Annotated in this window: 15 protein-coding genes, 1 other RNA gene and 1 pseudogene; 6 read left to right on the plus strand and 11 right to left on the minus strand. The window is 71.6% G+C overall.

Features of this window, described 5'->3' with window-relative positions; translation table 11 throughout:
* The first annotated feature begins 2 nt into the window (after window positions 1-2).
* The 3 genes from yicI to AQJ46_RS39285 all read left to right on the plus strand — a co-directional run bounded on the left by yicI (window position 3) and on the right by AQJ46_RS39285 (window position 4,420).
* Entirely contained in the window at window positions 3-2,252 is a 2,250-nt protein-coding gene (gene yicI, locus AQJ46_RS39270; protein ID WP_059210115.1) for an alpha-xylosidase, read from the plus strand.
* The gene (locus AQJ46_RS39275; protein WP_059210116.1) at window positions 2,252-3,256 is read left to right on the plus strand and encodes a LacI family DNA-binding transcriptional regulator; all 1,005 of its coding nucleotides are present in this window, start codon (window positions 2,252-2,254) and stop codon (window positions 3,254-3,256) included. Before yicI ends, AQJ46_RS39275 begins: the two co-directional genes overlap by 1 nt.
* Before the next feature lie 756 nt (window positions 3,257-4,012).
* Window positions 4,013-4,420, plus strand: a complete 408-nt coding sequence (locus AQJ46_RS39285; RefSeq protein ID WP_059210118.1) for a nitroreductase family deazaflavin-dependent oxidoreductase — start codon at window positions 4,013-4,015, stop codon at window positions 4,418-4,420.
* Window positions 4,421-4,469: 49 nt separating this feature from the next.
* On the opposite strand, the gene AQJ46_RS39290 is transcribed toward AQJ46_RS39285, so the two are convergent.
* The 7 genes from AQJ46_RS39290 to ftsE all read right to left on the minus strand — a co-directional run bounded on the left by AQJ46_RS39290 (window position 4,470) and on the right by ftsE (window position 14,269).
* Window positions 4,470-5,096, minus strand: a complete 627-nt coding sequence (locus AQJ46_RS39290) for a hypothetical protein (protein ID WP_225887505.1) — start codon at window positions 5,094-5,096, stop codon at window positions 4,470-4,472.
* A 23-nt stretch (window positions 5,097-5,119) separates the two neighbouring features.
* Entirely contained in the window at window positions 5,120-9,994 is a 4,875-nt protein-coding gene (locus tag AQJ46_RS39295) for a ricin-type beta-trefoil lectin domain protein (RefSeq protein ID WP_059210119.1), read from the minus strand.
* Between the two features lie 274 nt (window positions 9,995-10,268).
* Window positions 10,269-10,655, minus strand: a transfer-messenger RNA (tmRNA) gene (ssrA, locus tag AQJ46_RS39300).
* A 96-nt stretch (window positions 10,656-10,751) separates the two neighbouring features.
* A complete protein-coding gene (smpB, locus tag AQJ46_RS39305; protein WP_057610801.1) occupies window positions 10,752-11,300 on the minus strand; it encodes an SsrA-binding protein SmpB in 549 nt (182 codons plus the stop codon).
* Between the two features lie 78 nt (window positions 11,301-11,378).
* On the minus strand, window positions 11,379-12,551 hold the full coding sequence (locus AQJ46_RS39310) for a S41 family peptidase (RefSeq protein ID WP_208617055.1): 1,173 nt from the start codon (window positions 12,549-12,551) through the stop codon (window positions 11,379-11,381).
* Between the two features lie 68 nt (window positions 12,552-12,619).
* Window positions 12,620-13,537 carry a permease-like cell division protein FtsX gene (gene ftsX / locus AQJ46_RS39315; RefSeq protein WP_057610799.1) on the minus strand — a complete coding sequence of 306 codons (918 nt, stop codon included), beginning with the start codon at window positions 13,535-13,537 and terminating at the stop codon, window positions 12,620-12,622.
* 42 nt (window positions 13,538-13,579) lie between these two features.
* Window positions 13,580-14,269 carry a cell division ATP-binding protein FtsE gene (gene ftsE / locus AQJ46_RS39320; protein WP_057610798.1) on the minus strand — a complete coding sequence of 230 codons (690 nt, stop codon included), beginning with the start codon at window positions 14,267-14,269 and terminating at the stop codon, window positions 13,580-13,582.
* A 236-nt stretch (window positions 14,270-14,505) separates the two neighbouring features.
* On the opposite strand from ftsE, the gene AQJ46_RS39325 reads away from it, so the two are divergent.
* Complete coding sequence (locus AQJ46_RS39325) at window positions 14,506-14,697, plus strand: hypothetical protein (protein WP_053851796.1); 192 nt, start codon at window positions 14,506-14,508, stop codon at window positions 14,695-14,697.
* Between the two features lie 106 nt (window positions 14,698-14,803).
* Here AQJ46_RS39325 and AQJ46_RS54640 read toward each other — a convergent pair whose 3' ends face one another.
* Both AQJ46_RS54640 and prfB read right to left on the minus strand, forming a co-directional pair.
* Complete coding sequence (locus tag AQJ46_RS54640; RefSeq protein WP_059210121.1) at window positions 14,804-15,472, minus strand: hypothetical protein; 669 nt, start codon at window positions 15,470-15,472, stop codon at window positions 14,804-14,806.
* 292 nt (window positions 15,473-15,764) lie between these two features.
* A complete protein-coding gene (prfB, locus tag AQJ46_RS39335) occupies window positions 15,765-16,871 on the minus strand; it encodes a peptide chain release factor 2 (protein ID WP_057610795.1) in 1,107 nt (368 codons plus the stop codon).
* A gap of 28 nt (window positions 16,872-16,899) precedes the next feature.
* Between prfB and AQJ46_RS54645 the strand changes: the two are divergent.
* Window positions 16,900-17,037: pseudogene (locus tag AQJ46_RS54645) on the plus strand (daunorubicin/doxorubicin resistance ABC transporter ATP-binding protein DrrA); the annotation flags it as partial.
* Window positions 17,038-17,057: 20 nt separating this feature from the next.
* Here the strand turns inward: AQJ46_RS54645 and AQJ46_RS39340 are convergent.
* The gene (locus AQJ46_RS39340; protein ID WP_059210122.1) at window positions 17,058-18,314 is read right to left on the minus strand and encodes a serine/threonine-protein kinase; all 1,257 of its coding nucleotides are present in this window, start codon (window positions 18,312-18,314) and stop codon (window positions 17,058-17,060) included.
* Between the two features lie 108 nt (window positions 18,315-18,422).
* Window positions 18,423-20,147: a serine/threonine-protein kinase gene (locus AQJ46_RS39345; protein ID WP_059210159.1), complete on the minus strand. Its 1,725-nt coding sequence runs from the start codon at window positions 20,145-20,147 to the stop codon at window positions 18,423-18,425.
* 331 nt (window positions 20,148-20,478) lie between these two features.
* Between AQJ46_RS39345 and AQJ46_RS39350 the strand changes: the two genes are divergently transcribed.
* A complete protein-coding gene (locus tag AQJ46_RS39350) occupies window positions 20,479-24,369 on the plus strand; it encodes an FHA domain-containing protein (protein ID WP_059210160.1) in 3,891 nt (1,296 codons plus the stop codon).
* The last annotated feature ends 23 nt before the right edge of the window (window positions 24,370-24,392 follow it).

The following is a 24,392-nucleotide window of genomic DNA, read 5'->3' on the forward strand; positions in this document are numbered from 1 at the left end:
ACGTGAAGTTCACCGACGGCTACTGGTTGCTGCGCGAGGGCGTCACCGCGGCGCATCCGGCCCAGGTCCACGAGGTCGCCGCATCGGACGGCCGGCTGGACATCCTCGCGCCGACCCAGCCCATCCGCCGCCGCGGCGACCTGTTGAAGGGACCGGTCGTGACGATCAGCGCCCATGCCCCGATACCCGACGTCATCGGCGTCACCTTCACCCACTTCGAGGGCGAGCAGCCGCAGGGGCCCCAGTTCGACGTCCGTAAAGAGGACTTCACGGCTCACACGGAGTACGACGAGGAGCACGCCACCCTCACCTCCGGCGCGCTGTCGGTCCGGGTGGCCCGCACGGACACCTGGCAGGTCGACTTCCTCGCGGGCGGCCGGCTGCTGACCGGCAGCGGCCCCAAGGGCATGGGCATCATGCGGGACGCGTCGGGCGCCCACTACCTGCGCGAGCAGCTGGGTCTCGGCGTGGGCACCTCGGTGTACGGCCTCGGCGAACGCTTCGGGCCGCTGGTGAAGAACGGCCAGGTCGTCGACATCTGGAACGCCGACGGCGGCACGGCCACCGAACAGGCCTACAAGAACGTCCCGTTCTACCTGACGGACGCGGGCTACGGCGTCTTCGTCGACCACCCGGGCAAGGTCTCCTTCGAGGTGGGCTCGGAAGCGGTCTCGCGGGTGCAGTTCAGCGCCGAGACCCAGGAGTTGACGTACTACGTCATCTACGGCCCGAGCCCGAAGGAGATCATCCGCAAGTACACGGCCCTCACCGGCCGCCCGGCCCTCCCGCCCGCCTGGTCCTTCGGTCTGTGGCTGTCGACGTCCTTCACGACGTCGTACGACGAGGAGACGGTGACGTCGTTCATCGAGGGCATGCGGGAGCGCGATCTGCCCCTGTCCGTCTTCCACTTCGACTGCTTCTGGATGCGCGAGTTCAACTGGTGCGACTTCCAGTGGGACCCGCGGGTCTTCCCCGACCCGGAGGGCATGCTCGCGCGGTTGCACGCCCGTGGCCTCAGGGTCTCGGCATGGATCAATCCGTACATCGCCCAGCGATCTCCCCTGTTCGCGGAGGGCAAGGCGCTCGGCCATCTCCTGAAGCGCCCCGACGGCAGCGTGTGGCAGTGGGACCTGTGGCAGCCCGGCATGGCCCTGGTCGACTTCACGAGCCCGGCCGCCCGCGACTGGTACGCCGCCAAGCTGGAGGCTCTCCTCGCGCAGGGCGTCGACTGCTTCAAGACCGACTTCGGCGAGCGCGTGCCGCTGGACGTGGAGTGGTCCGACGGCTCGGACCCGGAGCGGATGCACAACTACTACACCTACCTCTACAACCGGACCGTCTTCGACGTGCTGCGCAAGCACCGCGGCGAGGAGGAGGCGGTGGTCTTCGCCCGCTCGGCGACCGCGGGCAGCCAGCAGTTCCCGGTGCACTGGGGCGGCGACTGCGAGGCGACCTACGAGTCGATGGCCGAGTCGCTGCGCGGGGGGCTGTCGTTGGGCCTGTCCGGCTTCGGCTTCTGGAGCCACGACATCGGCGGCTTCGAGGGCACCCCGACACCGGCGCTGTTCAAGCGCTGGCTGGCCTTCGGACTTCTCTCCTCCCACAGCCGCCTGCACGGCAGCTCCTCCTACCGGGTGCCGTGGCTGTTCGACGAGGAATCCGTGGACGTGCTGCGGCACTTCACCCGCCTCAAGCTGAGGCTCATGCCGTATCTCTACGAGGCCGCGCGCACCGCCCACGCCGAGGGCGTGCCGGTGATGCGGGCGACGGTCCTGGAGTTCCCGGACGATCCCGGGTGCGCGCATCTGGAGCGGCAGTACATGCTCGGCCCCGACCTGATGGTGGCGCCGGTGTTCAACGACGAGGGCGAGGTCTCCTACTACGTCCCCGAGGGCACGTGGACCCACTTCGTGACCGGCGAGACGGTGACCGGGCCGCGCTGGATACGCGAGAAGCATGACTTCCTGAGCGTGCCGCTGCTGGTCAGGCCGGGCGCGGTGCTCCCGGTGGGAGCGGTGGACGACCGGCCCGACTACGACCACGCCGACGGGGTGACCCTGCGGGCGTACGGCCTCGGGCGGGGCGAGCAGGTCACGGTGCGGGTCGGCGAGGTGGCCTTCACCGTCGTACGCGAAGGGGACACGCTGCGGGCGTCCTGCGGTGACCCGTCGGCTCCCTGGGGGCTGGCCGCGGGCGGGCGCGAGGCGCGGGCGCGGGCCGGGACCGGCTTTCTCTCCCTGGAGCTGGGCTGATGGTGAAGATCACCGATGTGGCGCGGCGGGCCGGGGTCTCCCCCAGCACCGTCTCCTACGCCCTCAGCGGCAAGCGCCCGATCTCCGAGGAGACCCGGCAGCGGGTCGAGGACGCCATCCGCGAGCTGGGCTACCGCCCGCACGCGGGCGCCCGTGCCCTGGCCGGCCGACGGTCGAACGTGCTGGCGCTGGTCGTGCCCTTGAGGTCCGGGATCCACGTGCCGACCGTGATGCAGTTCGCGGTGTCGGTGGTGACGACGGCCCGGCGGTACGACCACGATGTGCTGCTGCTGACCCAGGACGAGGGCGAGCACGGACTGACGCGGGTCGCGGACACGGCACTGGTGGACGCGCTGATCGTGATGGACGTCCAACTGGACGATCCCCGGCTCCCGTTGCTGCGCACCCTGGACCTGCCGTCGGTGCTGATCGGCTTCCCCGTCTCCTCGGAGGGTCTGACCTGCGTCGACCTCGACTTCAGGGCGGCGGGCGAGGCGTGCGTGGAGCATCTGGCGCGGCTGGGCCACCGGGTGGTGGCCCTCGTCGGCTCCCCGCCGGAGGTCTACGTCCGGCAGACCGCCTTCGCCCAGAGCGTGGTCCAGGGCTTCACGGCCGCCGCGGACCGCTGCGGGATGTCGTCGACGGTCCATCCCTGCGAGCCGGATGCCGCCCGCGAGGTGGCCGAACAACTCCTGCGCGAGCAACCTGCGCTGACAGGAGTGGTCGTCCACAACGAACCCCTGCTGCAGCCCTTGGTCGACGCCTTCGAGCAACTGGGCCTACGCGTCCCGGCCGACCTGTCGGTCACCGCGATCTGCCCCGACGAACTGGCCGAGTCGGTCCGCGTCCCGATCACCTCGGTGGCGCTGCCGTCGGCGGAGGTGGGCGCGCGAGCGGTCGAGCTCCTGATGAAGAAGCTGGACGGGACGGCCGTACCGGAGTCGACACTGCTGCCGCCGCGGATGACGGAACGGGCGAGTACGGGGCGGCGGACGGTTGCCTGAGGCGTCCCCCAGGCGAGTCCGCCATAGGTGACGGTCCTGGCCGGGCCCGCTTCACGAGCCAGGCGCTCGGCCAGGTCACGGCCCCGCAGGTCCAGTTCCCCGCGCCTCGCGTCGTCCTTCGTGTCGTCCCTGTCGTTCAGGTACCGCTCCATGCCGGCGTCGAAGTCGGCCGCCCACCTGTACAGGTCCGCGACCAGTTCGTCGGACAGGTCCAGCCCGGCGGCGGGGTCGTCCGGAGCGAAGTCCCCGAACCCCTCCGCGCGGAGCGGGTGCCACTTGTACTCGCCCTCGACGGTGACGCGGAGCGGGTACGGAGGCGTGTCGTGCTCGTCGAGGGACCAGTGCAGTCGCCGGCACCCCCAGCAGACGAACTTGTCGGTGGCGTACGCGTCGTCCCAGTACCGCACGACCCACTCTGGCCCGAGGTACCGGGCCAGCGACTGGGCGACCTCCAGCCCCCGCTTCGCGTACCCGCGCAGTTTCTGACGGGACGTCGCCCCTCCCCCCGGGCGGGCCCGCGACCACGATGTCAGCTGCTCGGCCAGGGACCCGGTCAGCCCGAGCCCGGGGTCGTCGAGCGGCAGGGAACGGGTGAACCGGGAGAGGCCGTCGGCGCCCTCCTCGTCCGCGAGATACAGCGGTGAGTCGGCGCCCCGCGCACGGACGAGCAGATGGCGTGGTGTGCGCATCGAGGTCATGCGGGGTTCGCTTCCACGACGGTTACGAGAATCTCGGGATCACCCTATCGTGGGAATTATGACCGCCCGCGTCTATTTGAAGCCGCCCTGGATGCAGCGCCACATAGCCAACCGGCTGGTCCCGTTGTTCCAGCGGTCGATGATCTCCCGCCTCACCGTCATAGGCCGCCGCTCCGGTCGCGAGCGCACGGTCCCGGTGGCCGTCCTGGACCACGAGGGCGAGCGCTACCTCGTCTCCTACCGCGGTCTCAGCGACTGGGCCCTCAACCTGCGTGCCACCCCCGAGGCCCGCCTCACCACCGGCGGCCGCACCGAGACGATCACCGTGGAGGAGGTCCCGGAACCCGACCGCCCACCGCTGCTCGCCGCCTATCGCGAACGCTACGGCGGCATGCCCACGGTCTCCGGCGTCCTCGACGCCCTGCCGGCGCCCGCGGACCATCCCGTCTTCCGCATCCGCGCATGAGAAGACGGTGCCCCTGGCGGCACCGGCCGGGCGCCAGGGGCACCGTCGGTCACGCCACCAGGTGCTGCACCTCCGACACCACGAACTCGCCGTACTGCAACGCCGAGCCCAGTGCCGCGAGCCGGGCGTAGTGCTCCGGCGAGAGCGCCGCGCCGGACGCGGTGCCGATCTGTTGCATCGCCCGCAGCAGCAGGCGGAACGCGAGGTCCGGTGTGCAGCGGCGGGCGCACTCGGTCAGCGCCCGCCCGACCTCGTCCGGCAGGAAGTCCGCCGCCTTGATCTCGGCAAGGACCGTGTCGGCCAGTTCCACGCCGTCCCACTCGGCGGGGACGGCGGCGGCCACATCGCCCCCGGCGTGCCGGGACAGCCAGGTGTCGCACAGGCCGGTGAGCGTCTCCATCCACCGCGTTCCCGAGGTGACACCGGTACGCCCTCCGGAGAAGAAGGACGGCCCGGCCTCCGTGCCGGCCAGCCACAGCGCCTCGATCGTCGCCGAGGGCAGGCGCAGCAGCAGCGCCGCGTCCCGCCGGACCGCGACGACGCTCTCCGGGTCCAGTTCGTCCCAGAGGTGGTAGCCGACCGCATCGGCGGCCGTGGGCCCGTGATGGGTCCAGTCCGCGTGGAACATGCTCATCAGCCAGGTCACACCGAAGTCGGACTCATCGCTGCTTCGCACCGTCCTTCACCTCCCACAGGGCCCTATCTCGGGTACGCCGTGTGTACGTAGAACCCGTTCTTGTGTCCCTTCATCCTCTTGATAATGATCGTGTACGCGTTGCCCGCCGGCGCAGTGCTGCGATCCGCCTTGGCCACGTAACCCAGGGAATCCGCCCCGAACTTACCGGTCAGCGTCTTCTCCCGGGATGTGCCGCGGAGCCAGGTCTGGATCTCCCCCGCCTTGCTCTTCAGGCAGTCCTCCACGACCGCCTGCGCCGTGGCGAGATCCTTGAACACACCGTTGACCCCCTTTTCGGCGGCCAGTTCGAACGCCCGCTCCTCGGAGACGAACCCGGCTCCCACGCCCGCCGTGTGCTCGTCGAGAACGTGCGCCACCCCTCTGAACTCGTTCGCGTCGGCCACGAGGTTGTTGCAGTTGTGGACGAGGACCGGGGTGTTGCCTGCCACCGCGTAGAAGGTGTGCAGGCCGGACACGGTCAGGTCGTACACGGTCCGGGGTGCCACCATGTCCCGGTCGGCCACCGAGGCCACCGTGTGGGAGGTCCCGTCGGTGGTGCGCAGACGGTCACCGGCGCGCAGGTCGGACGCGAGGGTCCAACCGCGGCCGACGACGTGGAAGCGGTGACCGGGCGTGCTTGTCAGGCTTCCGCCGCCCGCCAGGGTGATGTCCAGCAGGTCCTGCGTGGGGTGCGAGAACGTGCGGGTGACCGGCTCGCCCATGGTCCACCCGGTGGCCGGGTCGGTGGCCAGGAGGAGGTCGCCGTCCCGTACGTCACGGATCGCCTTGCGTCCGCCGTCCGCGAGAACCACTTCGGTGCCACCGGGGAAGCTGTTGACCGGGCACGCCGTGCGCAGATCCTCGTACACCCGGGCGCTGCGCTCGATCTCGTTGAGCGTACGGGCGTCCACGTCCAGGGTCCGCAGCGCCTTCAGGGCGTCGGCGACCCCGACACCGGTGCGCATCGCCGCGTCCACCGCGCGGATCGCCTCGGTGACCCTCGCGATCGGCCCGCCGAGCGGCAGCCAGGTCGCGGCCCAGGCGCAGTCGCCGTAGCTGCCGCCGTCGTCGGCGCTGGTCATCTTGTGGTAGCAGCCGGTGAAGTCGCCGATGATCGAGTCGAAGATGCCCTTCCACAGATCCTTGGTCGCCTCCCACGAGGAGATGGTGACCTTCTTCTTCAGGTCCTTGAACGGCTTGGTGGTGAGGAAGAACGTGTCCTCGGCCGGGCAGCCCGACTCGGTGGCCGGAACGTCCGGGTTGTCACAGAAGTAGTAGCTGACGGTCGCATCGAAGTGCACCTCGAACACCAGGTCGCAGGGAAGTCGCGAGCAGTCGTCCGGCAGCCGCTGCGGGTCGCCCCGCTGCTTGATGTCGTCGATGACGGAGAACACCCCGCCGATCCCGGTGCCGGCGCCCGTCTGCACCTGGCTGTTGGCATCCTTGCGTCCGGCCTGGTCGGCCGCCTGCTGCGCCGACTCCGCGTACTTCTGCGCGTCCTTCGCCGCCTGCTCCGCCGCCGTCGCCTCCGCGTCGGCCCGGTCGGCCGCCGCGCGGGCGTCCTTGGCGGCCTGTTCGGCCTCCGCGGCGGCCGTGCGGGCGGCCTCCGCGTCCAGGGCCGCCTGGTCGGCGGAGGAGCGGGCGTCGGCCGCGTAGGTCTCGGCGCGGTCGGCCGCCTGGTCGGCGGCGGCCGCGTCCTCGGTGGCCTGGCGGTCGTACTCCTTCGCGCGGGCCAGTGAGGCCTGCGCGTCCGCCGCGTACTGGGCCGCCTCGGCGGCGTAACCCAGCGCCTCCTTCGCCGACTTGCGGGCGTCCGCCGCGAACCCGGCGGCCTCCGCGGCCAGCGTGTACGCCGCCTTGGCGTCACCGGTCGCCGCTGCCGCGAGGCTCGCCGCCTGGGCCGCGTTCTTCTGCGCGTTGGCCGCGTGTGCCTCGGCAACCGCCTGCTGCTGCTCGGCGATCGTCTTCGACGACTGGCCCGACAGCACGGCCAGGCCGGCCGCCGAGTCGGTGGTGACGTACGGCGCGCCCAGCTGGATCGCGTCGTTCGCCGGAGCCGCCACCTGCTGGGCCGCGTTGCCGGCGTCCTCCGCCGCCTGCGCGGTGGTGTAGGCGTGCCCGGCCGCGTCCGCCGCGCCCGCGACCGCCTTGGCGGCCTCGGCCTTCGCCGCGTCGGCCTGCTTCATGGCGTCGACGGCGTGCTTCTCCGCCTCGTCGGCCAGTTTGACCGCGGTACGGGCGGCGGAGGCCGAGGCCTCGGACGCCTTGATGGCGTCGGCAGCGGCGCTGGTCGCCGTACGCACTGCCGCGTCCGCCCGGAGCTTGGCTGCCTGGGCCGCGTCCGCGTCGGAACGGGCCCGCTGGGCGGCGGCCTCCGCGCGCGTGGCGGCGGCGTCCGCGTCGGCCGCGGCCTGGGTTGCCGCGTCCGCCTCGGAGCGGGCCGAGCTCGCGGCCGACTCGGCGTCACCGGCGGCCTTGTCCGCCTCGTCGGCGGCGGCCCGGGAGTCCTTGGCGTCGGCGTCCGACTCATGGGCCTCGGCGTAGGCGTCCTTGGCGTTGGCCTTGGCGCGGGCGGCGTTGGCCTGGCTCTCGGCGTCCCACGCGTCGTCCCGCTTGCCCTTGGCGCGGTCCCGGGCGGCCTCGGCGTCCTGGCGCTTGGCGCGGGCCGTGCCCTCGGCGTTCTCCGCCCGGCCCTTGGCTTCCTGGGCGGTCTGCGCGTACCCCTGCGCGTTCTGCTTGTGCTGCGCGGCCTCGGCCTGCTTCTGCGCGGCGGTCTCCTTCTCCGCCTTCGCCGTCGCCGCCTCGGCCTCCGCCGCGAGCCGCTTGGCGTGCGCGTCGGCGGCCGCGGCCTTCGCGTCGGCCTCGGCCTTCCGCGTCTCGGCGAGCTTGGCCTTCGCGAGGTCGCGGGCGGCCTTGGCCGTCTGCGCCTGCACGGCGGCCGCGTCGGCGGCGGCCTTCGCCTGGGCCCTGGCCTCGTTCGCTGCCGCGGTACGGAAGGCGGCCTTCGACTGCGCGGCCTGCGTCAGGGCTCGCGCGGCGACGGTGGCGCTGTCCCCGGCGGCGGCACGGGTGGCCGCGTAGGCGGTGTCACCGGCCTTGGCCAGGGCGTCCAGCGCGGCGGCCGAGGCCTTGGTGACCTGGGCCTTCTGCTGCCCGACGAGCAGACCCCGGCCACGCGGCGCACCCGCCTTGTCGGCGATGCCGTACGCCGCCGTCAGCGCGGTGTCCGACGTGGTGGCGGCCGTCTTCGCCGTCGTGGCCTGGGCCTTGAGCAGGTCGAGCTGCGCCTTCGCCGCGGTCTGGGCGTCCGTGACGCCCTTCTTCGCCTTGTCGAACTGGGCCTTGGTCGGGTAGTCGAGGTCGTCGTCGGCGCCCTGGTGCCCGGACGGGACGACGTCGAACTGCTGCGACGCCTTGCCGGTGCAGTCCCACATCCGGCCGTCGCGGCTGTTGGTGTAGTCCGCGAGGTCGAGGCAGTTGCCGGTGCCCGGGTTGTACAGCCGCGAGGTGCCGTGGGTGCCGTACTGCCACTTCTGCGAGGCCCCGGTGCCACAGGTGGAGATCTGCACCGGCGTGCCGTTGGTGCTCGCGCCGCCCTTGACGGTCAGGCACTTGCCCGAGTTGGGGTTGACCAGACGGTCGCCGTCGATCTGCCACTTCTGTCCGGCGCCGGCGTTGCAGGTGTAGATCTGCACGGGCGTGCCGTTGTCCTTCTTGCCGCCCGCCACGTCCAGGCACTTGTCGGTGGCCCCGTGGGCGTGCACGACGAAGGGACTGGTGCCGATCCAACCGGGGCCGCCGGCCGACCAGTAGTCCTGCCAGCGGACCAGGTGGTCGGCGCGCCAGGAGAGCCCGAGCAGTTCACCGAGCGCCTTGGAGCCGGTGGCGAGGGCCTTGGTGGCGGTCTTGTTGGCGGTCAGGAGCTGGTTGCGCGGGGTGGCCTGTGCGGCGATCTCCTGCTGCCACTCGGCGGACGCGGCGGCGACCTCCTTGCCGAGCACCTTGTTCGGGTCGACGGGGGTGCGCCAGGCGCAGGAGGCGAACCGGCTCTTCAGGTCCTCGACGGCGATGCGGTACTCGACGCTGCCCGGCTCGGGCGCGGTGCGCGCGAAGCCGCCGTACGACAGGAAGAGCCGGGCGTTGTCGGCGGCCATCGGCTCCATGGACCAGTTCAGCAGGTGGTCGTAGGCCCGGTGCTCCTCGTACTCCTGATTCCAGTCGGGCGCGTTCGGGTCGGGGTCGCCGCCGTACAGCGGGTCGCCCAGGTCCTTGACCGCCTTGACGGTGGCCTCGTCGGCCTTCGGGGTCAGGTCGCGGTAGAAGTCGCCCTCGTCCTTCCAGAACTGCTCCCAGATCCACTTGGAGATGCCGGTCTGCTGGAAGAAGTTGGGGCGGCCGTCATTGCTCGTCCCAGGCGGCCACTCGAAGTCGACGACCGACTTGAAGCCGCCGGGTGTGGGCAGACCGGAGATCTCGAAATCACGGATGTGGTCGAAGAGCGCCGAGCCCTCTTTGTCGGCGGCGTCCCTGTCCTGCTCGAACGCCGTCGACAGCGGGGTGGTGGTCCAGTACTCCCGGTTCGCCGCGGTGTGCAGTTTGTCCGGCGTCTGGTTCAGTCCGTCCTGGGCGACGCCGAACATGGCCGGGCCGCCCATCCGCAGCACCTCGCCCATCCGGCACTGGTCCTCCCGGAGCTGTTCGGCGGCCTCGGCGTCGAAGCCGTCGTAGCTGTCGCCGACGTCGGCCACGGAAGCCATGTCGTCGGCCGCGTACCGGCTGATCAGATCGGGTTGTACGGCAACTGAGCCGATCAGGCCCACGGCGACCGCGGACGTCAGCAGCGGTGTCAGGAGCCTGGATCGCGTGCGGGCACGCGTGAAGAGCCGATATCTCGGCATGGTGGTTGTCCTCCCCGTGGCGACGGTGTTCCCCCGGTCGCCGGTGTACGCGCCCTGCGGCGGAGTGGTCGGCTCCGTCCGGCGCGGCGCTTACCTTAGACATACATGTCGGGTGCAGGACAAGAGTGTTCCGTGTTACATGTGGGAAACATGTGAAGCTCGGGACGGTCCGGACAGTCCGGGACAGGACATGACGAAGGCCCCGCCGCTCGAAGCGACGGGGCCTTTGCCACTGTGTTCAATGACAAACATGGGGTTGCCTCCCGGAAGAGGCGAGTGGAGATGGCGGGAATCGAACCCGCGTCCAACGGTGCAGAATCAGGGCTTCTCCGTGTGCAGTTCGCTGCGATTTTCTCGGCCCCGGCGATCACGCGAACAAGTCGCCGACGGGCCCAGTCACTGTTTGATTTCCCATCGAACCCCGTGACCGGGCTCGATGGTTTAGTCCCCTAGATTATGCCAGGGTCCGGGTCGGGAACACCCCCGGGCTGACACCCGTTAGGGCCTTCACTCACTGCTTATTAGGCAGCGAGGGCGAAGGCGCGGGAATCGCTCTTGGAATTGGCGATTATTGGTTGCGACATATGGTTAACGAGATCATTGCCGCTTCCTCGACACGCTTCCCCTGCTTCAACAGCCGCTGTCGAAACCGATCATCCCCATGTTGTTTTTTCAATGCTCCGAAGAGGAGCGCGCACCCTCGGTGAGGTGCAGGACCCATCGTACGTGACCAACGCACGACGGTGCCAGCCTATTCCTACTGGGCCTGGGCCCGCTGCTTCCGCTTCGCCGCCGCGATCGCCCGGTCCGACTCCCGCCGGTCCTGCTTCTCGCGCAGGGTCTGCCGCTTGTCGTACTCCTTCTTGCCTCGCGCGAGCGCGATCTCGGCCTTGGCCCGGCCGTCCCTGAAGTACAGGGCGAGGGGCACGATCGTGTGACCCGTCTCCTGGGCCTTCGACTCCAGCTTGTCGATCTCCTCGCGGTGCAGCAGCAGTTTGCGCTTGCGGCGCGCGGAGTGGTTGGTCCAGCTGCCCTGGTGATACTCCGGGATGTGGGCGTTATGCAGCCACGCCTCGCCCCCGTCGATCTGGACGAAGCCGTCGGTCAGCGAGGTGCGGCCCTCGCGCAACGACTTGACCTCGGTGCCCATGAGGACCAGCCCGGCCTCGAACGTGTCGATGATCGCGTAGTCGTGCCGGGCCTTCTTGTTCTGGGCGACGATCTTGCGCTTGCCGCCCTTCTCCCCGTCCTGGGCCTTGCCGCCCCCGCCACCCTGCTTCGGCTGGGACTCCTTCGGTACGTACATTCCCTTGCTCATAGTGCTGCCCATTTTCGCACTACTAGGGGGCATGGAGACCAGTGCTTATCGGCGGGTGGGCAATCTCTAGTCGCCCAGCCCTCCCAGCACCGTCTCCGCCTGCCGAAGAGCCCCTTCGTCGGCCTCGAGGTCAGGCGTGATCCCCCGCCCGTCGACTCCCCGCCCCGACGGAGTCCGGTAGTGCCCGACGGTCAGCTCGGCCACCGCCCCGTCCGGCAGCCGGCTGGGCATCTGCACCGACCCCTTGCCGAAGGTACGGGACCCCACGACCACCGCCCGCCCCCGGTCCTGCAGCGCCCCGGTGAGAAGCTCCGCCGCACTCATCGTCCCGCCGTCGACGAGAGCGACGAGCGCCCGGGTCGTATCCCCTCCGGGCTCCGCGTGCAGCGCCTGCTGCGACCCGTCGACGTCGTACGTCGCGACCAGCCCCCCGTCGAGAAAGACGGACGCCGTGGTCACGGCCTCGGTGACCAGCCCACCGGAGTTCCCGCGCAGGTCGAGAACGATCCCCCCGTCGGCCGGGGCCTCCCGCACGGCGTCCCGGACCTGGCCCCCGACGCCCTTCGTGAACGAGTCGATCTTGATGACGGTGATCCCGCCGGCGAGCTCTCGAACGGTGACCGAGTCCGTGGACAGAAGGGCACGCCGTACGGTCATCGTCCACGCGCGCGTGCCGCGCTCGAGGCCCAGCCGGACCGTCGTACCGGCGGCCGCGTCCGTGGCGTCGCCGCGCAGCAGCGAGACCACCTCGGTGACCGGATGCCCGTCGACCTTCTCCCCGTCGACGCTGCGCAGCTGGTCGCCCTTGCGGATCCCGGCGAACGCCGCGGGCGAGTCCGAGCTCACCCTGGTCACTTCGATACGGCCGTCCCGCTCGCGCCGCGCCCACAGCCCGACGCCGGTGTACTGGCCGTCGAGGGCTTCCTCGAACTCCTCGTACTCACCCCGGGAGTAGACGGCACCCCAGCGGTCCCCGCTGCGGCTGACGGCACGCTCGGCGGCCTCCATGGGGGACGCGCCGTCGGCCTTGGCCTCCTCGGCCGCCTCCGCCACGTCCTGGTGATGCCCCGCGGGAGCGGCCGAACGGGCCGCGTCCGACGAGGACTTCCCGTCGCCGCGGTCGGCCTCGGGAAAGGAACCGGTCGCCGCGCCGGCCACCAGCACGCTCGCGAACACCAATGTCAGGGCCGCCCCGCGGCGGATGCGGCGGGGCTGACAGAACAGGTCTCGGCCTGACATGCCGGTGAGTCTAGGACAACGCAAGAGGGCCGCACGGCCGGTTGACCGTACGGCCCGATTGGCATGCGTCACACCTTCAGGTACTTGCGCAGCGCGAAGAACGCGGCCAACGCGGGCATCAGCACGCTCGCCGCGAGGATCAGCGGCAGCTTCGTCAGTACGGCGTCCCAGCCCACGAAGTTGATCAGGTTGAGCTTCGAGGACAGCGCCATGCCGTGATCGATGGTGAAGTACCGGCCGACGACCAGGAAGACACAGGCGAGCCCACCGCCGATCGCGCCGGCGACGGCGGCCTCCATGATGAACGGCGCCTGGATGTAGAAGCCAGAGGCGCCCACGAGCCGCATGATCCCGGTCTCCCGCCGACGGCTGAACGCCGAGACGCGCACCGTGTTGACGATCAGCAGCAGGGCGACGATCAGCATGAGCGCCATGACGCCCAGCGCGGCCCGGTTCATCAGGTTGAGCATCGTGAAGAGGTTGTCCAGGATGCCCTTCTGGTCCTGCACGGACTGCACGCCGTCGCGCCCGTTGAACGCGGTCGCGATGACCTGGTACTTCTCCGGATCCTTCAGCTTGATCCGGTACGACTCCTGCATCTGGTCCGGCGTGAGGGAGGCGGCCAGCGGGGAGTCGCCGAACTGCTCCTTGTAGTGCTTGTACGCCTCGTCCTGGGACTCGTGGGCGACCGTCTCGACGACCGACATCTTCTTCAGGTCGGAGAGGATGTCCTTCTTCTGGTCGTCGGTCACCGCGCCCTTGGCGCAGTTGGGGTCCGACTCGGCGTCGCTCTTGTTGCAGAGGAAGATCGAGACGTTGACCTTGTCGTACCAGTAGCCCTTCATGGCGCCGACCTGATCGCTCATCAGGAGCGAACCGCCGAACAGGGCGAGTGACAGGGCGACGGAGACGATGACGGCGAACGTCATCGTCAGGTTGCGACGGAGACCGACACCGATCTCGGAGAGTACGAACTGGGCGCGCATGGCGTCTTCTTCAGGCCTTTCCGGGGACTCTTCGAACGGCGGTCAGTGCTGGTAGCCGTAGACGCCGCGTGCCTGGTCGCGGACGAGACGGCCCTTCTCCAGCTCGATGACGCGCTTGCGCATCTGGTCCACGATGTTCTGGTCGTGGGTCGCCATCAGCACCGTCGTGCCCGTCCGGTTGATCCGGTCGAGCAGCTTCATGATGCCGACGGAGGTCTGCGGGTCGAGGTTGCCGGTGGGCTCGTCGGCGATCAGCAGCTTGGGCCGGTTGACGAAGGCCCGCGCGATGGCCACGCGCTGCTGCTCACCACCGGAGAGCTCGCCGGGCATCCGGTCCTCCTTGCCGCCCAGACCGACGAGGTCGAGCACCTGGGGCACGGACTTGCGGATCTCGCCCTTCGACTTGCCGATGACCTCCTGCGCGAAGGCGACGTTCTCCGCCACCGTCTTGTTGGGCAGCAGCCGGAAGTCCTGGAAGACCGTCCCCAGCTGGCGGCGCATCTGCGGCACCTTCCAGTTGGAGAGGCGCGCGAGGTCCTTGCCCAGGACGTGCACCTGGCCCTGGCTGGTCCGCTCCTCGCGGAGCACCAGCCGCAGGAAGGTGGACTTTCCGGAGCCGGAGGACCCGACGAGGAACACGAACTCGCCCTTCTCCACTTCCAGGGAGACATCCCTGAGTGCGGGGCGGGTCTGCTTGGGGTAGACCTTGGATACGTTGTCGAATCGGATCACGGATGCACCACGGTAGGCCGGGGGTAGATGAGCGTGACCATACGCGAACCGGGTGCGGGAGCGCAGGCGCCGGTTCGGGTCGCGTACGGGATGGGCGGTTTTGTGCCGACCTGGAAACCCTCGCTTCGGCAGCGCCCAGGCGACCCTCGGTGGAACCTGGCACAGTAGGGAAGGGAACGTTCTGCTACCCGCGGGCGTTGTCCTGTATGGAACCGACAGCAAGAAGGGTGACGCGCATGACGTACGACCGCCTGGTGTGCGCAAACTGCGCGGCGCCCGTGAGCGAGGGCCGGTGCCCCGTGTGCCGCGCCAACCGCGAGCGGCTGCAGCAGGAGAACCTCTTCGCGGGCCTGAACCCGATGGCCCTGATCGCCCTGCTCGCGGTGCTGATCGCAGCGGTGGCTCTGCTGGCACACCAGACCGCGTAGGCGGGCACCCCGAGGACACAGGAAGGGCCCGGAGCGAATACGCTCCGGGCCCTTCGCCGTACGGCATGCGCACGTTAAGCAGATGCGCGACTACCGGAAGTCACCTTCAGGCGACAGCGCCACCGCGGCCGCTCGCGAGGCGCGGCAGGATGCGGAAGCCGATGCCACCGGCGATCATCGTGGCGGCACCGATCAGCAGGAAGGCGGTCTGCCCGGCACCGGTCTCGGCGAGTTCCTGCCCGTTGCCCTGGGCCGACGTGTTGGACGTGGTGTCCGCGCCGGTGTCGGTGAGGGCCGAGGAGCCCTCTTCCTGGACGGAGGTGTTGGAGCCGCCGTCGGGGTTGGTGTTGCTGTTGCCACCCCCGGCATTCCCGTTGCCGTTGCCGTTGCCGTTGCCATTCCCGTTCCCGTTGCCGTTCCCGTTGCCCGGGTCGGTCGGGTCCTCGGTGGGCTCGGTCGGCTCCTGAGTGGGCTCCTCCGGGTCCGTCGGCTCCTGGGTGACCGGCGGAGTCTCCGGGTCGGTCGGGATGCCGGGGTCGGTCGGAGTACCCGGGTCGGTCGGGTCGTTGGGCTCGGTCGGGATGCCCGGGTCGGTCGGGTCGCCCGGCTCGCCGTCGCCGAGGCCGGTGTCGACGTTCACGCCGACTCCGCTCTCGTCCACGCTCACACCGATCTCCAGCGCGGAAGCGGCGCCTGCGGCGGTCAGCGAGGCGCCGGCCGCGATCACGGCACCAGCGGCTATGCGCGCGATCCGGATGCGCGTCTTCTTCGTCATGTGGTTGCTACCCCCAGTAGCTCATCGTCAATGAGGCGGCGCTCGGGGCCGTGATCGACGGGAGAAGGTAGCTGTACTTGAATCCCCCGGTTCACATGCGCCCCAGAGATACGCATGCCACGCTTTACCCTTCCCATTTTTCAAAGCAACGTCAAGGCCGTTGAGTGCGCGATGTCCTGGTAAGCGCGCTATGCCGGGGAAAGCGGTCTGTGAGTGTGATGTAAAACCCAGACATAAAGCAAACTGCCGCCCAGTGGGCGGCAGTTGCGGAAGGATTACCAAGTCGACAAAGTTACTTCTCCTGCTGCTTGCGCCAGCGAATCCCGGCCTCCAGGAAGCCGTCGATCTCGCCGTTGAACACCGCCTCGGGGTTGCCGACCTCGAAGTCGGTGCGCAGGTCCTTGACCATCTGGTACGGGTGCAGGACGTACGAACGCATCTGGTTGCCCCAGGAGTTGCCACCGTCGCCCTTGAGGGCGTCCATCGCGGCCTGCTCCTCCTGCCGGCGCCGCTCGAGCAGCTTGGCCTGGAGGACGTTCATCGCGCTCGCCTTGTTCTGGATCTGCGAGCGTTCGTTCTGGCAGGAGACGACGATGCCGGTGGGCAGGTGGGTGAGGCGTACCGCGGAGTCGGTGGTGTTCACGCCCTGGCCGCCGGGCCCGGAGGAGCGGTAGACGTCCACCCGCAGCTCGGACTCGTCGATCTCGATGTGGTCGGTCTGCTCGACCACGGGGAGGATCTCGACGCCCGCGAAGGAGGTCTGGCGGCGCCCCTGGTTGTCGAAGGGCGAGATGCGCACGAGGCGGTGGGTGCCCTGCTCGACGGAGAGGGTGCCGTAGGCGTACGGGATCTGCACGGCGAAGGTGGTCGACTTGATGCCGGCCTCTTCCGCGTACGACGTCTCGTAGATCTCGGTCTTGTAGCCGTGCTGCTCCGCCCACCGCAGGTACATCCGCTGGAGCTTCTCGGCGAAGTCGGCGGCGTCGACGCCACCGGCCTCGGCGCGGATGTTGACGAGCGCCTCGCGGGAGTCGTACTCACCGCTGAGCAGCGTACGGACCTCCATCTCGTCGAGTGCCTTCTTGACGGAGGTGAGCTCCGCCTCGGCCTCGGCGAGGGTGTCCGGGTCGTCTTCCTCCTCGGCCATCTCGAACAGCACGGAGAGATCGTCGATCCGGCTGCGCAGCGCGTCGGCCTTCCTGACCTCGGCCTGGAGGTGGGACAACTTGCTGGTGATCTTCTGCGCCTCGTCCGGGTTGTCCCACAGGGACGGCGCGGCCGCCTGCTCCTCGAGCACGGCGATGTCTGCCCTCAGCTTGTCGAGGTCCAGAACGGCCTCGATCGACTCCATGGTCGAGGAGAGGGACTTGAGCTCTTCGGATACATCGACGACTGCCACGCCCTCCAGCCTAACGGCTGTGGCAACCGACCTCGCCGCGTCCATCCTCAGCACACCCGAACTGCCCTTCCTCGACGAGCCGACCACCGGCCTCGATCCGCGCCGCCGCAACCAGGTCCGGGACATCGTGCGCGCGGTCGTCGCCCAGGGCACCACCGTGCTGCTGGGGCCGCCGCCCCCGCTCCCTCACGGGGAGGCGGGCGCCGAGTTCTTCGTGTCCTGCGGTGACGCCCCCGCGTCGTCGCCCGACGTGGCCGCCCACACCCCGACGCCCGCCGCGGCCACGAGCACTATCGCCGCGGCCCCCACGGCCAGCCGACGCCGCCGCGTGGTCGCCCGATGCCGGGCCGAACCCGGACGGGGCGCACCCGCGGCCCGAGGCACCCGGGCGGTCCCCCGCGCGCCCCCGGCCAGCTCGTCGGGTGCCGGCACCCTCATCGACGTGTGCGTGTCCCGGTTGGAGTCGGCGGGCTTCGCGCCCGGGACCAAGGGCACGGCTCCCCGCCGCACCGGCCGCCCGGAGGACGTCGCGTCCCCCTCGGAAGGCGCCGTCGGGGCCTCCCCGTCCGGCTCCGCCTCTTCCTCCGCGTCCGGCTCGTCCACGTCCAGCGGGGGCATCCCGGCCAGCAACGGCAACAGCTCCCGCAGCCGCACCCCCAGTTCGGACGCCCGCAGCCGAGAGGCCGGCGCCTTGGCCAGGCACTGCACGATCAGCTGCCACAGCTCGTCGGGGATACCCGGAAGCGGAACCACCGTCTCCGTGACATGCCGCCGCAGCACCGCCCCGGGATGGCCGCCGCCGAACGGCGTGAACCCGGCCAGCAGCTCGTACAGGACGGTCGCGAGCGCATAGATGTCCACGGACGCCCGCGGCGGCAGCCCCTCGACGATCTCCGGCGCCAGATAGTCGGGCGTCCCGATGATCTTCGTGGCCCGGGTCCGCCGCGGCGAGTCGATCAGCTTCGCCACACCGAAATCGGTCAGCAGAGCGGGATGCGAGCCCCCGGGGCCGAGCGGCCCCTGCATGTCCAGCAGGATGTTCTCCGGCTTCACGTCCCGGTGCACGACCCCCTTGGCGTGCGCCGCGGCCAGCCCGTCGGCGACGTCCGCCACGATCGCCACCGCCGCCTCGGGCGCGAGCCGCTTCTCCCGGTCGAGCCGGGTGCGCAGATCCGTGCCCCGGACCAGGTCCATGACGAGCGCGAGGTCGTTGCCGTCGACCACGAGGTCGCGTACGGAGACCACGTGAGGGTGCTCCAGGCCGAGCAGGGCCGTGCGCTCCTGGACGAAGCGGCCCACGAGCTCCTGGTCGGAGGCGAGATCCTCGCGCAGCAGCTTGACGGCGACGGGCCCCTCGGGTCCCTCGCCCAGCCACACCGTGCCGGCGCTGCCCCGCCCCAGGATCTGGTTGGCGGTGTACCGGCTGCCGATCTTCCGTGCCAAGGCTGCTCCTACAGACGCGTGTTGTCGCCAAAACTACGCGCCGGAAGAGCCAACCTTCACCGCGGAGACGGAAATCACCCGCTGGGTGTCGACAAATCCCCTGAGTCGCTACTGACCTGAGGACTTACCGCCCAGATCGCTGATCCACCCGCTCACCGTGTCGATCATGTCGCCGAGCTGCTGCCAGTAGCTCTTGCCGGTGCCGATCCAGTCCTGGAGCGGGCTCAGCTCCCAGATCAGCCAGCTCGCGACGAACAGGATGACGATCGTGAACAGACAGCCCTTGAGGCAGCCCAGACCCGGGATCTTCATCGGGTTGGCGCTGCGCTGCCGCGGCTGCCGGGGTTCGCGCGCGGGGCGCTCGGGCTGCGGCGGGGGCGCGTACCGCTGCGGCTGCTGCTGCGGGGCGTACTGCTGGGGCTGGGGCTGCTGCCGGCGGCCGTGACCGCCGTCCTGCGGCGGCCGCTGCGGGGGCCGCTGCGGGGGCCGCTGCTGTCGCTGCGGCTGCTGTTGCTCCGGCCTGGCGACCTGCCGCTGCGGACGGCGGCGCAGCGGGTCCTCGCTGGGGTCGAGGTACTGGACCTGCGTCTGTTCGTTGCGGTCCCGGGCCGCGCGCAGCTGGTTCTGCCAGGGGTGCGGCTCCTCGGGTCCGCCGGGCTGCTGCCCCTGCGGTCCTTGCTGCCCGTACTGCCCCTGTCCCGGCCGGCCGGGCGGTACCGGCGGCATGACGGCGGTCGGATCGGCCGCGCCACGGCTGGGGAGTACGGCGGTGGGGTCGGCGGCGCCGACGGGGTTCCCGGGGCCGGTGTGCGGCAGGAAGCTGGTCGCTGCATTGGGGTCATAGGCGCCCTGGGTGCCCGCGCCGCGCGGCAGCACCTGCGTCGGGTCGGCGGCGCCGGGCGCGTCCGGGACGGCCGCCGGGGCCGGGTCGGGCAGCAGCAGCGCGCCGACGTTGTCCGCGGCGGCGATCTGCGCGGAGTTCGCGTGCACGCCGATGCCCTCGGCGACGACCCGCAGGCCGTGCGCGAGGTTCTCGGCGCTGGGACGCCGGTCCGGGTTCTTGCTCAGGCAGCGCTCTATGACCGTCCACAACGGGTCGGGGACCGTGGAGGGGCGGCGCGGTTCGGCGCTCAGGTGCTGGTGCAGGACTTCCAGGGCGGAGCCGCCGGAAAACGGCGGATGGCCCGTGACCAGCTCGTACAGCAGGATGCCGGCGCCGTAGATGTCGACCGCGGAGGTCTGCGGGCGGCCCTCGGCGGACTCGGGAGCGACGTACGCGGGCGTGCCGACGAATTCCTGCGTCCGGGTCAGGCCCGGGGAGTCCGCGAGACGCGCGATGCCGAAGTCGGTCAGGAGGGGGTGCATCTGGCCGCCGTACTGCCGCAGCAGCACGTTGGCGGGCTTGAGGTCGCGGTGGACCACCCCGTCGGCGTGGCTGGCGGCGAGGGCGTCGGCGATCTGGGCGGTGATCAGGGCGGCGCCGACGGGACTGAACGGGCCGTTCTCGCGCAGATAGCGGTGCAGGTCGGGGCCCTCGACGAGGTCCATGACCAGGGCGAGCAGATCGCCTTCGACGACCAGGTCGCGCACCCGCACGATGTTCGGGTGGGTCAGCCGCAGCAGGACGGAGCGCTCGCGCAGAAACCGCATCACGATGTCCGGATCGCTCGCGAGCTCCTCCTTGAGGACCTTGATCGCGACGGTCTCGCCGGGCTGTCCCGGTACGGCGGCCTCGGCGCCCGCGGTCTCCCGCTGGCGGGCTCGCCACACGGTCCCCGTGGCACCGCGTCCGAGCGGCTCCTCGAGGAAGTACTTGCTGCCTACCGGCCGCACGTCATGCACTCCCTGCTGCTTGCTGTCGTTCCGACCCACTGTAGTGCCGCTCCCCAAGGCACTACGTAAGCGTTCCCGAGCGCGTTCGAAGGAAAGACGCTCCGGCCGGGTCCGCTGGTTGCGGGACGTGGACGTGACCGATCTCAAGTGATCGTCGGCGCTGCACTGGTCAGGCACTTTTGGGGGCAGAGCTGACCAATCAAGATCACTTGCCCTCGGGCGGCGGGCGTGTTGTCAGTGGCAGGTGCGAGGATGCCTACCGTCAAGGCCGACGAACTTGGGCGCGTGCTTGTCCGCGAACTCGTCCGCGCAGAAGGGACCGCTGACGGCGATGCAGATCCGGCTGACCGTCGTAGACCCGCTGGGCCCGCCCGACCGCGCCCGGGGCCGCGCCGCGAGCTGCGACGTGCTGGTCACGGCTCCCGTCGGCACAGCGCTGGCCGCGGTGGCGACGGCACTCGCCTCGGCGGTCCCGGCGGACGGGGGCACCTCCCGCGCGGGCGAAGCCGAGCGCGGGGGCGGCCCGGTCGTGCTGTACGCGGACGGGGAGCGGCTCGACACCCAGCGTGCCACCCTGGGTGAGCCACCGCTGATCGACGGCGCCGTGCTGTCCCTGGGCGCCCCGGCGGCCCCAGAGCCCCACCCCGAGCTCGACGACGCCCCCACCCAGCTCCACGTGGTCGCCGGCCCCGACGCCGGCGGCGTCCATCTGCTGCACGGCGGCCAGATCCACATCGGCCGCTCCGCCGACGCCGACGTCCCCTTGGACGACCCCGACGTCTCCCGCCTGCACTGCGCGGTCACGGTCGCCGCCGACGGCCGCGTGTCGGTGTCCGACCTCGACTCCACGAACGGCACGACCCTGGACGGCACCCGCGTGGGCACCCGCCCGGTCCGATTCCCTCCCGGGGCACTGCTGAGGATCGGCGAGTCGGTGCTCCGGCTGTCACCGAGCGGGGGGCGACGGCTCGGGACGGAACCTGACGGCGAGGGCCACGTGCGAGTGACCTCCGTCGACGCCGGGCTCGTGGCGGGCGCGGGCCGGGGCTCGGAGACCACCCCGTACCCGTCGGATGCGGTCCAGGGGCGCGCAGCGGCAGCAACCGGCGAGGACCGCAGAGATGCCTCGGGCTCGGCCCCCGGTCAGGCCGAGCGCTCGCCACGCGCGCGTGGCCGGGTGTCGGCAGGCGCCGCAGGGGCCGGATCGGGCGGGTCCGCGCCGTCCCCGGACGCGGCCGAGGGCTCGGCACGCACGCGGGAAGGCCGTGGCAGTAGCGACGCCTCACCCCGGTCGCTCACCGACCGGACCCACCACACCTACGGCTCCGCGGGCTGGGGCGCCTCGGGCGGAGGCCCCGAGGGCACGGGAGCACAGGGCCACGGCCCCGCGGAGCCGCCGGTCGTCGTGCCGGAGCAGGGCGGTGCGCCCCGGATCGAGCGCCGGGACGGAACCGGCGGCGGGCGTCCGGACACCGACGACGGCGTCCGGGGCAGGAGCCCCGGCGGAGACACCCACGGCGGCCGGTCCGGGATCGGTTCCTTCGAGGTGACGCGCACCACCGCCGTCCCCCCGCCTCCCGCGACCGACCAGGACCTGCCCTCGGCTGCCGCCGCACCTGACGCTCCCGCGACCGGCCGCCGCAAGGGCACCCCCCTGCGCGGAACCGACGTACCGCAAGGCGTGCGGCGCCGTGGCGGGCTGTCCGCCTGGGCCCGGCGGCTGGCCGGGGGGCGGAGCGAGCAGGAGACGCCCGGGCGGGACGAGGCGTACGACGAGGAGACCGCGCCCGTCACCGCGGTTCCGTCGCCCGCCGCGCCCCAGGCGCCCGAGGCCTGGCCCGACCCGGCGGCCCTGCTGCTGACGGTGCTGGGGCCCGGCGCGCGTCTGTGGGAGCGCGGGCCCGGGCATCCGGAGGCCCTCACCGTGCGGCTCGGCACCGCCGACCGTGCGGCGCCCGACGGATCGGGGCTGCTGCCGGCCGTTCCGGTCACCGCGGATCTGCGCGAGGCCGGTGCGCTGGGCCTCGCCGGTCCGCGTGCGCGGCTCGCCGGGCTGGCCCGCGCGGTGGTGGCCCAGCTCGCCGCCCTGCACGCGCCCGAGACCCTGGAGATCGTCCTGATCAGCGCGGACCGCTCGCGGCCCGCGCGGGAGCGCATCGCCGAGTGGTCCTGGCTCGGCTGGCTCCCCCATGTCCGCCCGGGGCACGGCCAGGACTGCCGCCTCCTGCTCGCCCATGACCGCGAGCAGGCCGCGGCCCGCACCGACGAACTTCTGCGGCGCCTGGACGACCACCTGTCCGACGCGGAGGCCGCACCGGCCCGCAGCACGATCCCGGCCGCCCGCTCCGCCGCCCCGCAGGACCGCCTCCGCAACACCGCCCGCCGGCCCTCCTGGGCCCGGGACGACGCGGAGGAGGAGACGAGCGGCGGTTTCCCGGGGCCGTACACCGTGGTCGTGGTGGACGGCGACCCCGGCGGCGCGGATCTGCGCAAGGCGGTGGCGCGGCTGGCGGCGGAGGGCCCCCGGGCCGGCATCCACGTCGTGTGCCTGGCCGAGACGGCGCCGGCCTCCCCGGCGTCCCCGGTCACGGACACGTACGAGGCGGCGTGCGCGGTGGCCCCGACGTTCCGCGAGTGCGGTGCGGTCGGCCTGCTCAGCGGTGACGTGGCGACGGCGCTGCGGCTCATGCGGGTGGCGCGGGCGGGGGTTCCCGCGCAGGCGGGCACCGAGGCCGACGGCACCGGTGCGGCCCTTTCCGGCAACCGCCCCGAGCCCGGGCGTCCGGCCACCGGCACGTCCCACCCCGGAACCACCGCGTCCCCGGCCGACGCGCGCCAGGCGGACGCGTCGGGCACCGGCACGCGCGCCGACGCTCGCACGCGCATCGGCGCCGACGCCGACACCCTCCACCTCACCGCCGACTCCACCCCGACCCCCGTCGGCCACGGCACCGTCGCCGCCGTGGACGCCGTCTCCGCGGCCTGGGCCGAGCGGTTCGCCCGCGCGCTGGCGCCGTTGCGTACGGACGGCACCGCCGGTGGGGGGCACGCGCGCGTGTCCTCGCCGTTGCCCCAGGCGGCGCGGCTGCTGGACGAGTTGGGGCTGGCCCGGGCCACCCCGCCGTCGCTGATGACGCGCTGGGCGGACGCGGCCGACGACCCGGAGTCGCTCGGCGGCCGGGCGTGGGCGGTGCTGGGGGCCGGACCGCGCGGCCCGGTCTGCGCCGACCTCGTGGCCGAGGGCCCGCACCTGCTGATCGAGGGCGCCGCGGGCAGCGGCCGTACGGAACTGCTGCGGGCGGTCGTCGCCTCCCTGGCCGCGGCCGAGCGCCCCGACCGCCTGAGCATCGTCCTGATGGACGGCCGGGACAGCGTGAGCGCCGGGGGCGGCGGTCACGGCGAGGGCCTGCGGGTGTGCACCGACGTGCCGCATGTGACCACCCATCTCACCGCCAACGACCCGGTCCGCATGCGGGAGTTCGCCCAGTCCCTGAGCGCCGAGCTGAAGCGGCGCGCGGAGCTGCTCGGCCGCTCCGACTTCGCGGAGTGGCACACCGGCCGGGAGTTGTCGGGCCGCATGGTCGCCCAGCGCACGGCGCCCTCACGGGGCACGGCGGGCGACCCGGCCGCCGGTGACCTGGACTCCCCGCCCAGCTCCACGATCCGGCTGCGCCCGGCGGCGGCCCGCCGTCGCACGGAGACGGCGCCCCCGCTCCCCCGCCTGGTCGTGATCGTGGACGACCTGGACGCCTTGGTCTCCCCGCCCCTGGGCTCCCCCGGCAGGCCGGCCGCCGGCTCCGTCATACGCGCGCTGGAGGCGGTGTCCCGCGAGGGCGAGCGCCTGGGCGTCCACCTGGTGGCCGCGACCGGCCCGGGCGGCCGTACGGCCGAGTCGGAAGCGGCCCGCCGGGCCACCCTCCGCGTCACCCTGGACACCCCGGCCACCGGGCCGGACGAACCGGCTCCCGGCCGCGGCCAACTCACTTGGTCCGACGGCCGGGTCACGGCCTTCCAGGCCGGCCGGGTCACCGGCCGCATACCCCGTACGGCCACCCTCCGCCCCACGGTCGTCCCCCTGGAATGGGAACGCATGGGCGACCCCCCGGCGCGCCGCCCGGTTCGGGAACTGGGCAACGGCCCGACGGATCTGGCCCTGTTGGCGAGTGCATTGGAACGGGCAGCGAGGGAAGTCGCAGCGGCAGAGGTTCCGTCGCTGCTCTAGACGTGAAGGGATCCGGGGGCAGC

It is taken from the genome of Streptomyces canus (assembly GCF_001514145.1).
Lineage (GTDB): Bacteria > Actinomycetota > Actinomycetes > Streptomycetales > Streptomycetaceae > Streptomyces > Streptomyces canus.

Coding starts and splice junctions, on each gene's coding strand:
- AQJ46_RS39295 (WP_059210119.1), bottom strand. CDS start 9,994: ATGCCGAGATATCGGCTCTTCACGCGTGCCCGCACGCGATCCAGGCTC.
- AQJ46_RS39310 (WP_208617055.1), bottom strand. CDS start 12,551: ATGTCAGGCCGAGACCTGTTCTGTCAGCCCCGCCGCATCCGCCGCGGG.
- ftsX (WP_057610799.1), bottom strand. CDS start 13,537: ATGCGCGCCCAGTTCGTACTCTCCGAGATCGGTGTCGGTCTCCGTCGC.
- AQJ46_RS39325 (WP_053851796.1), top strand. CDS start 14,506: ATGACGTACGACCGCCTGGTGTGCGCAAACTGCGCGGCGCCCGTGAGC.
- AQJ46_RS39350 (WP_059210160.1), top strand. CDS start 20,479: ATGCAGATCCGGCTGACCGTCGTAGACCCGCTGGGCCCGCCCGACCGC.
- AQJ46_RS39285 (WP_059210118.1), top strand. CDS start 4,013: ATGACCGCCCGCGTCTATTTGAAGCCGCCCTGGATGCAGCGCCACATA.
- smpB (WP_057610801.1), bottom strand. CDS start 11,300: ATGTACGTACCGAAGGAGTCCCAGCCGAAGCAGGGTGGCGGGGGCGGC.
- AQJ46_RS39275 (WP_059210116.1), top strand. CDS start 2,252: ATGGTGAAGATCACCGATGTGGCGCGGCGGGCCGGGGTCTCCCCCAGC.
- AQJ46_RS54640 (WP_059210121.1), bottom strand. CDS start 15,472: ATGACGAAGAAGACGCGCATCCGGATCGCGCGCATAGCCGCTGGTGCC.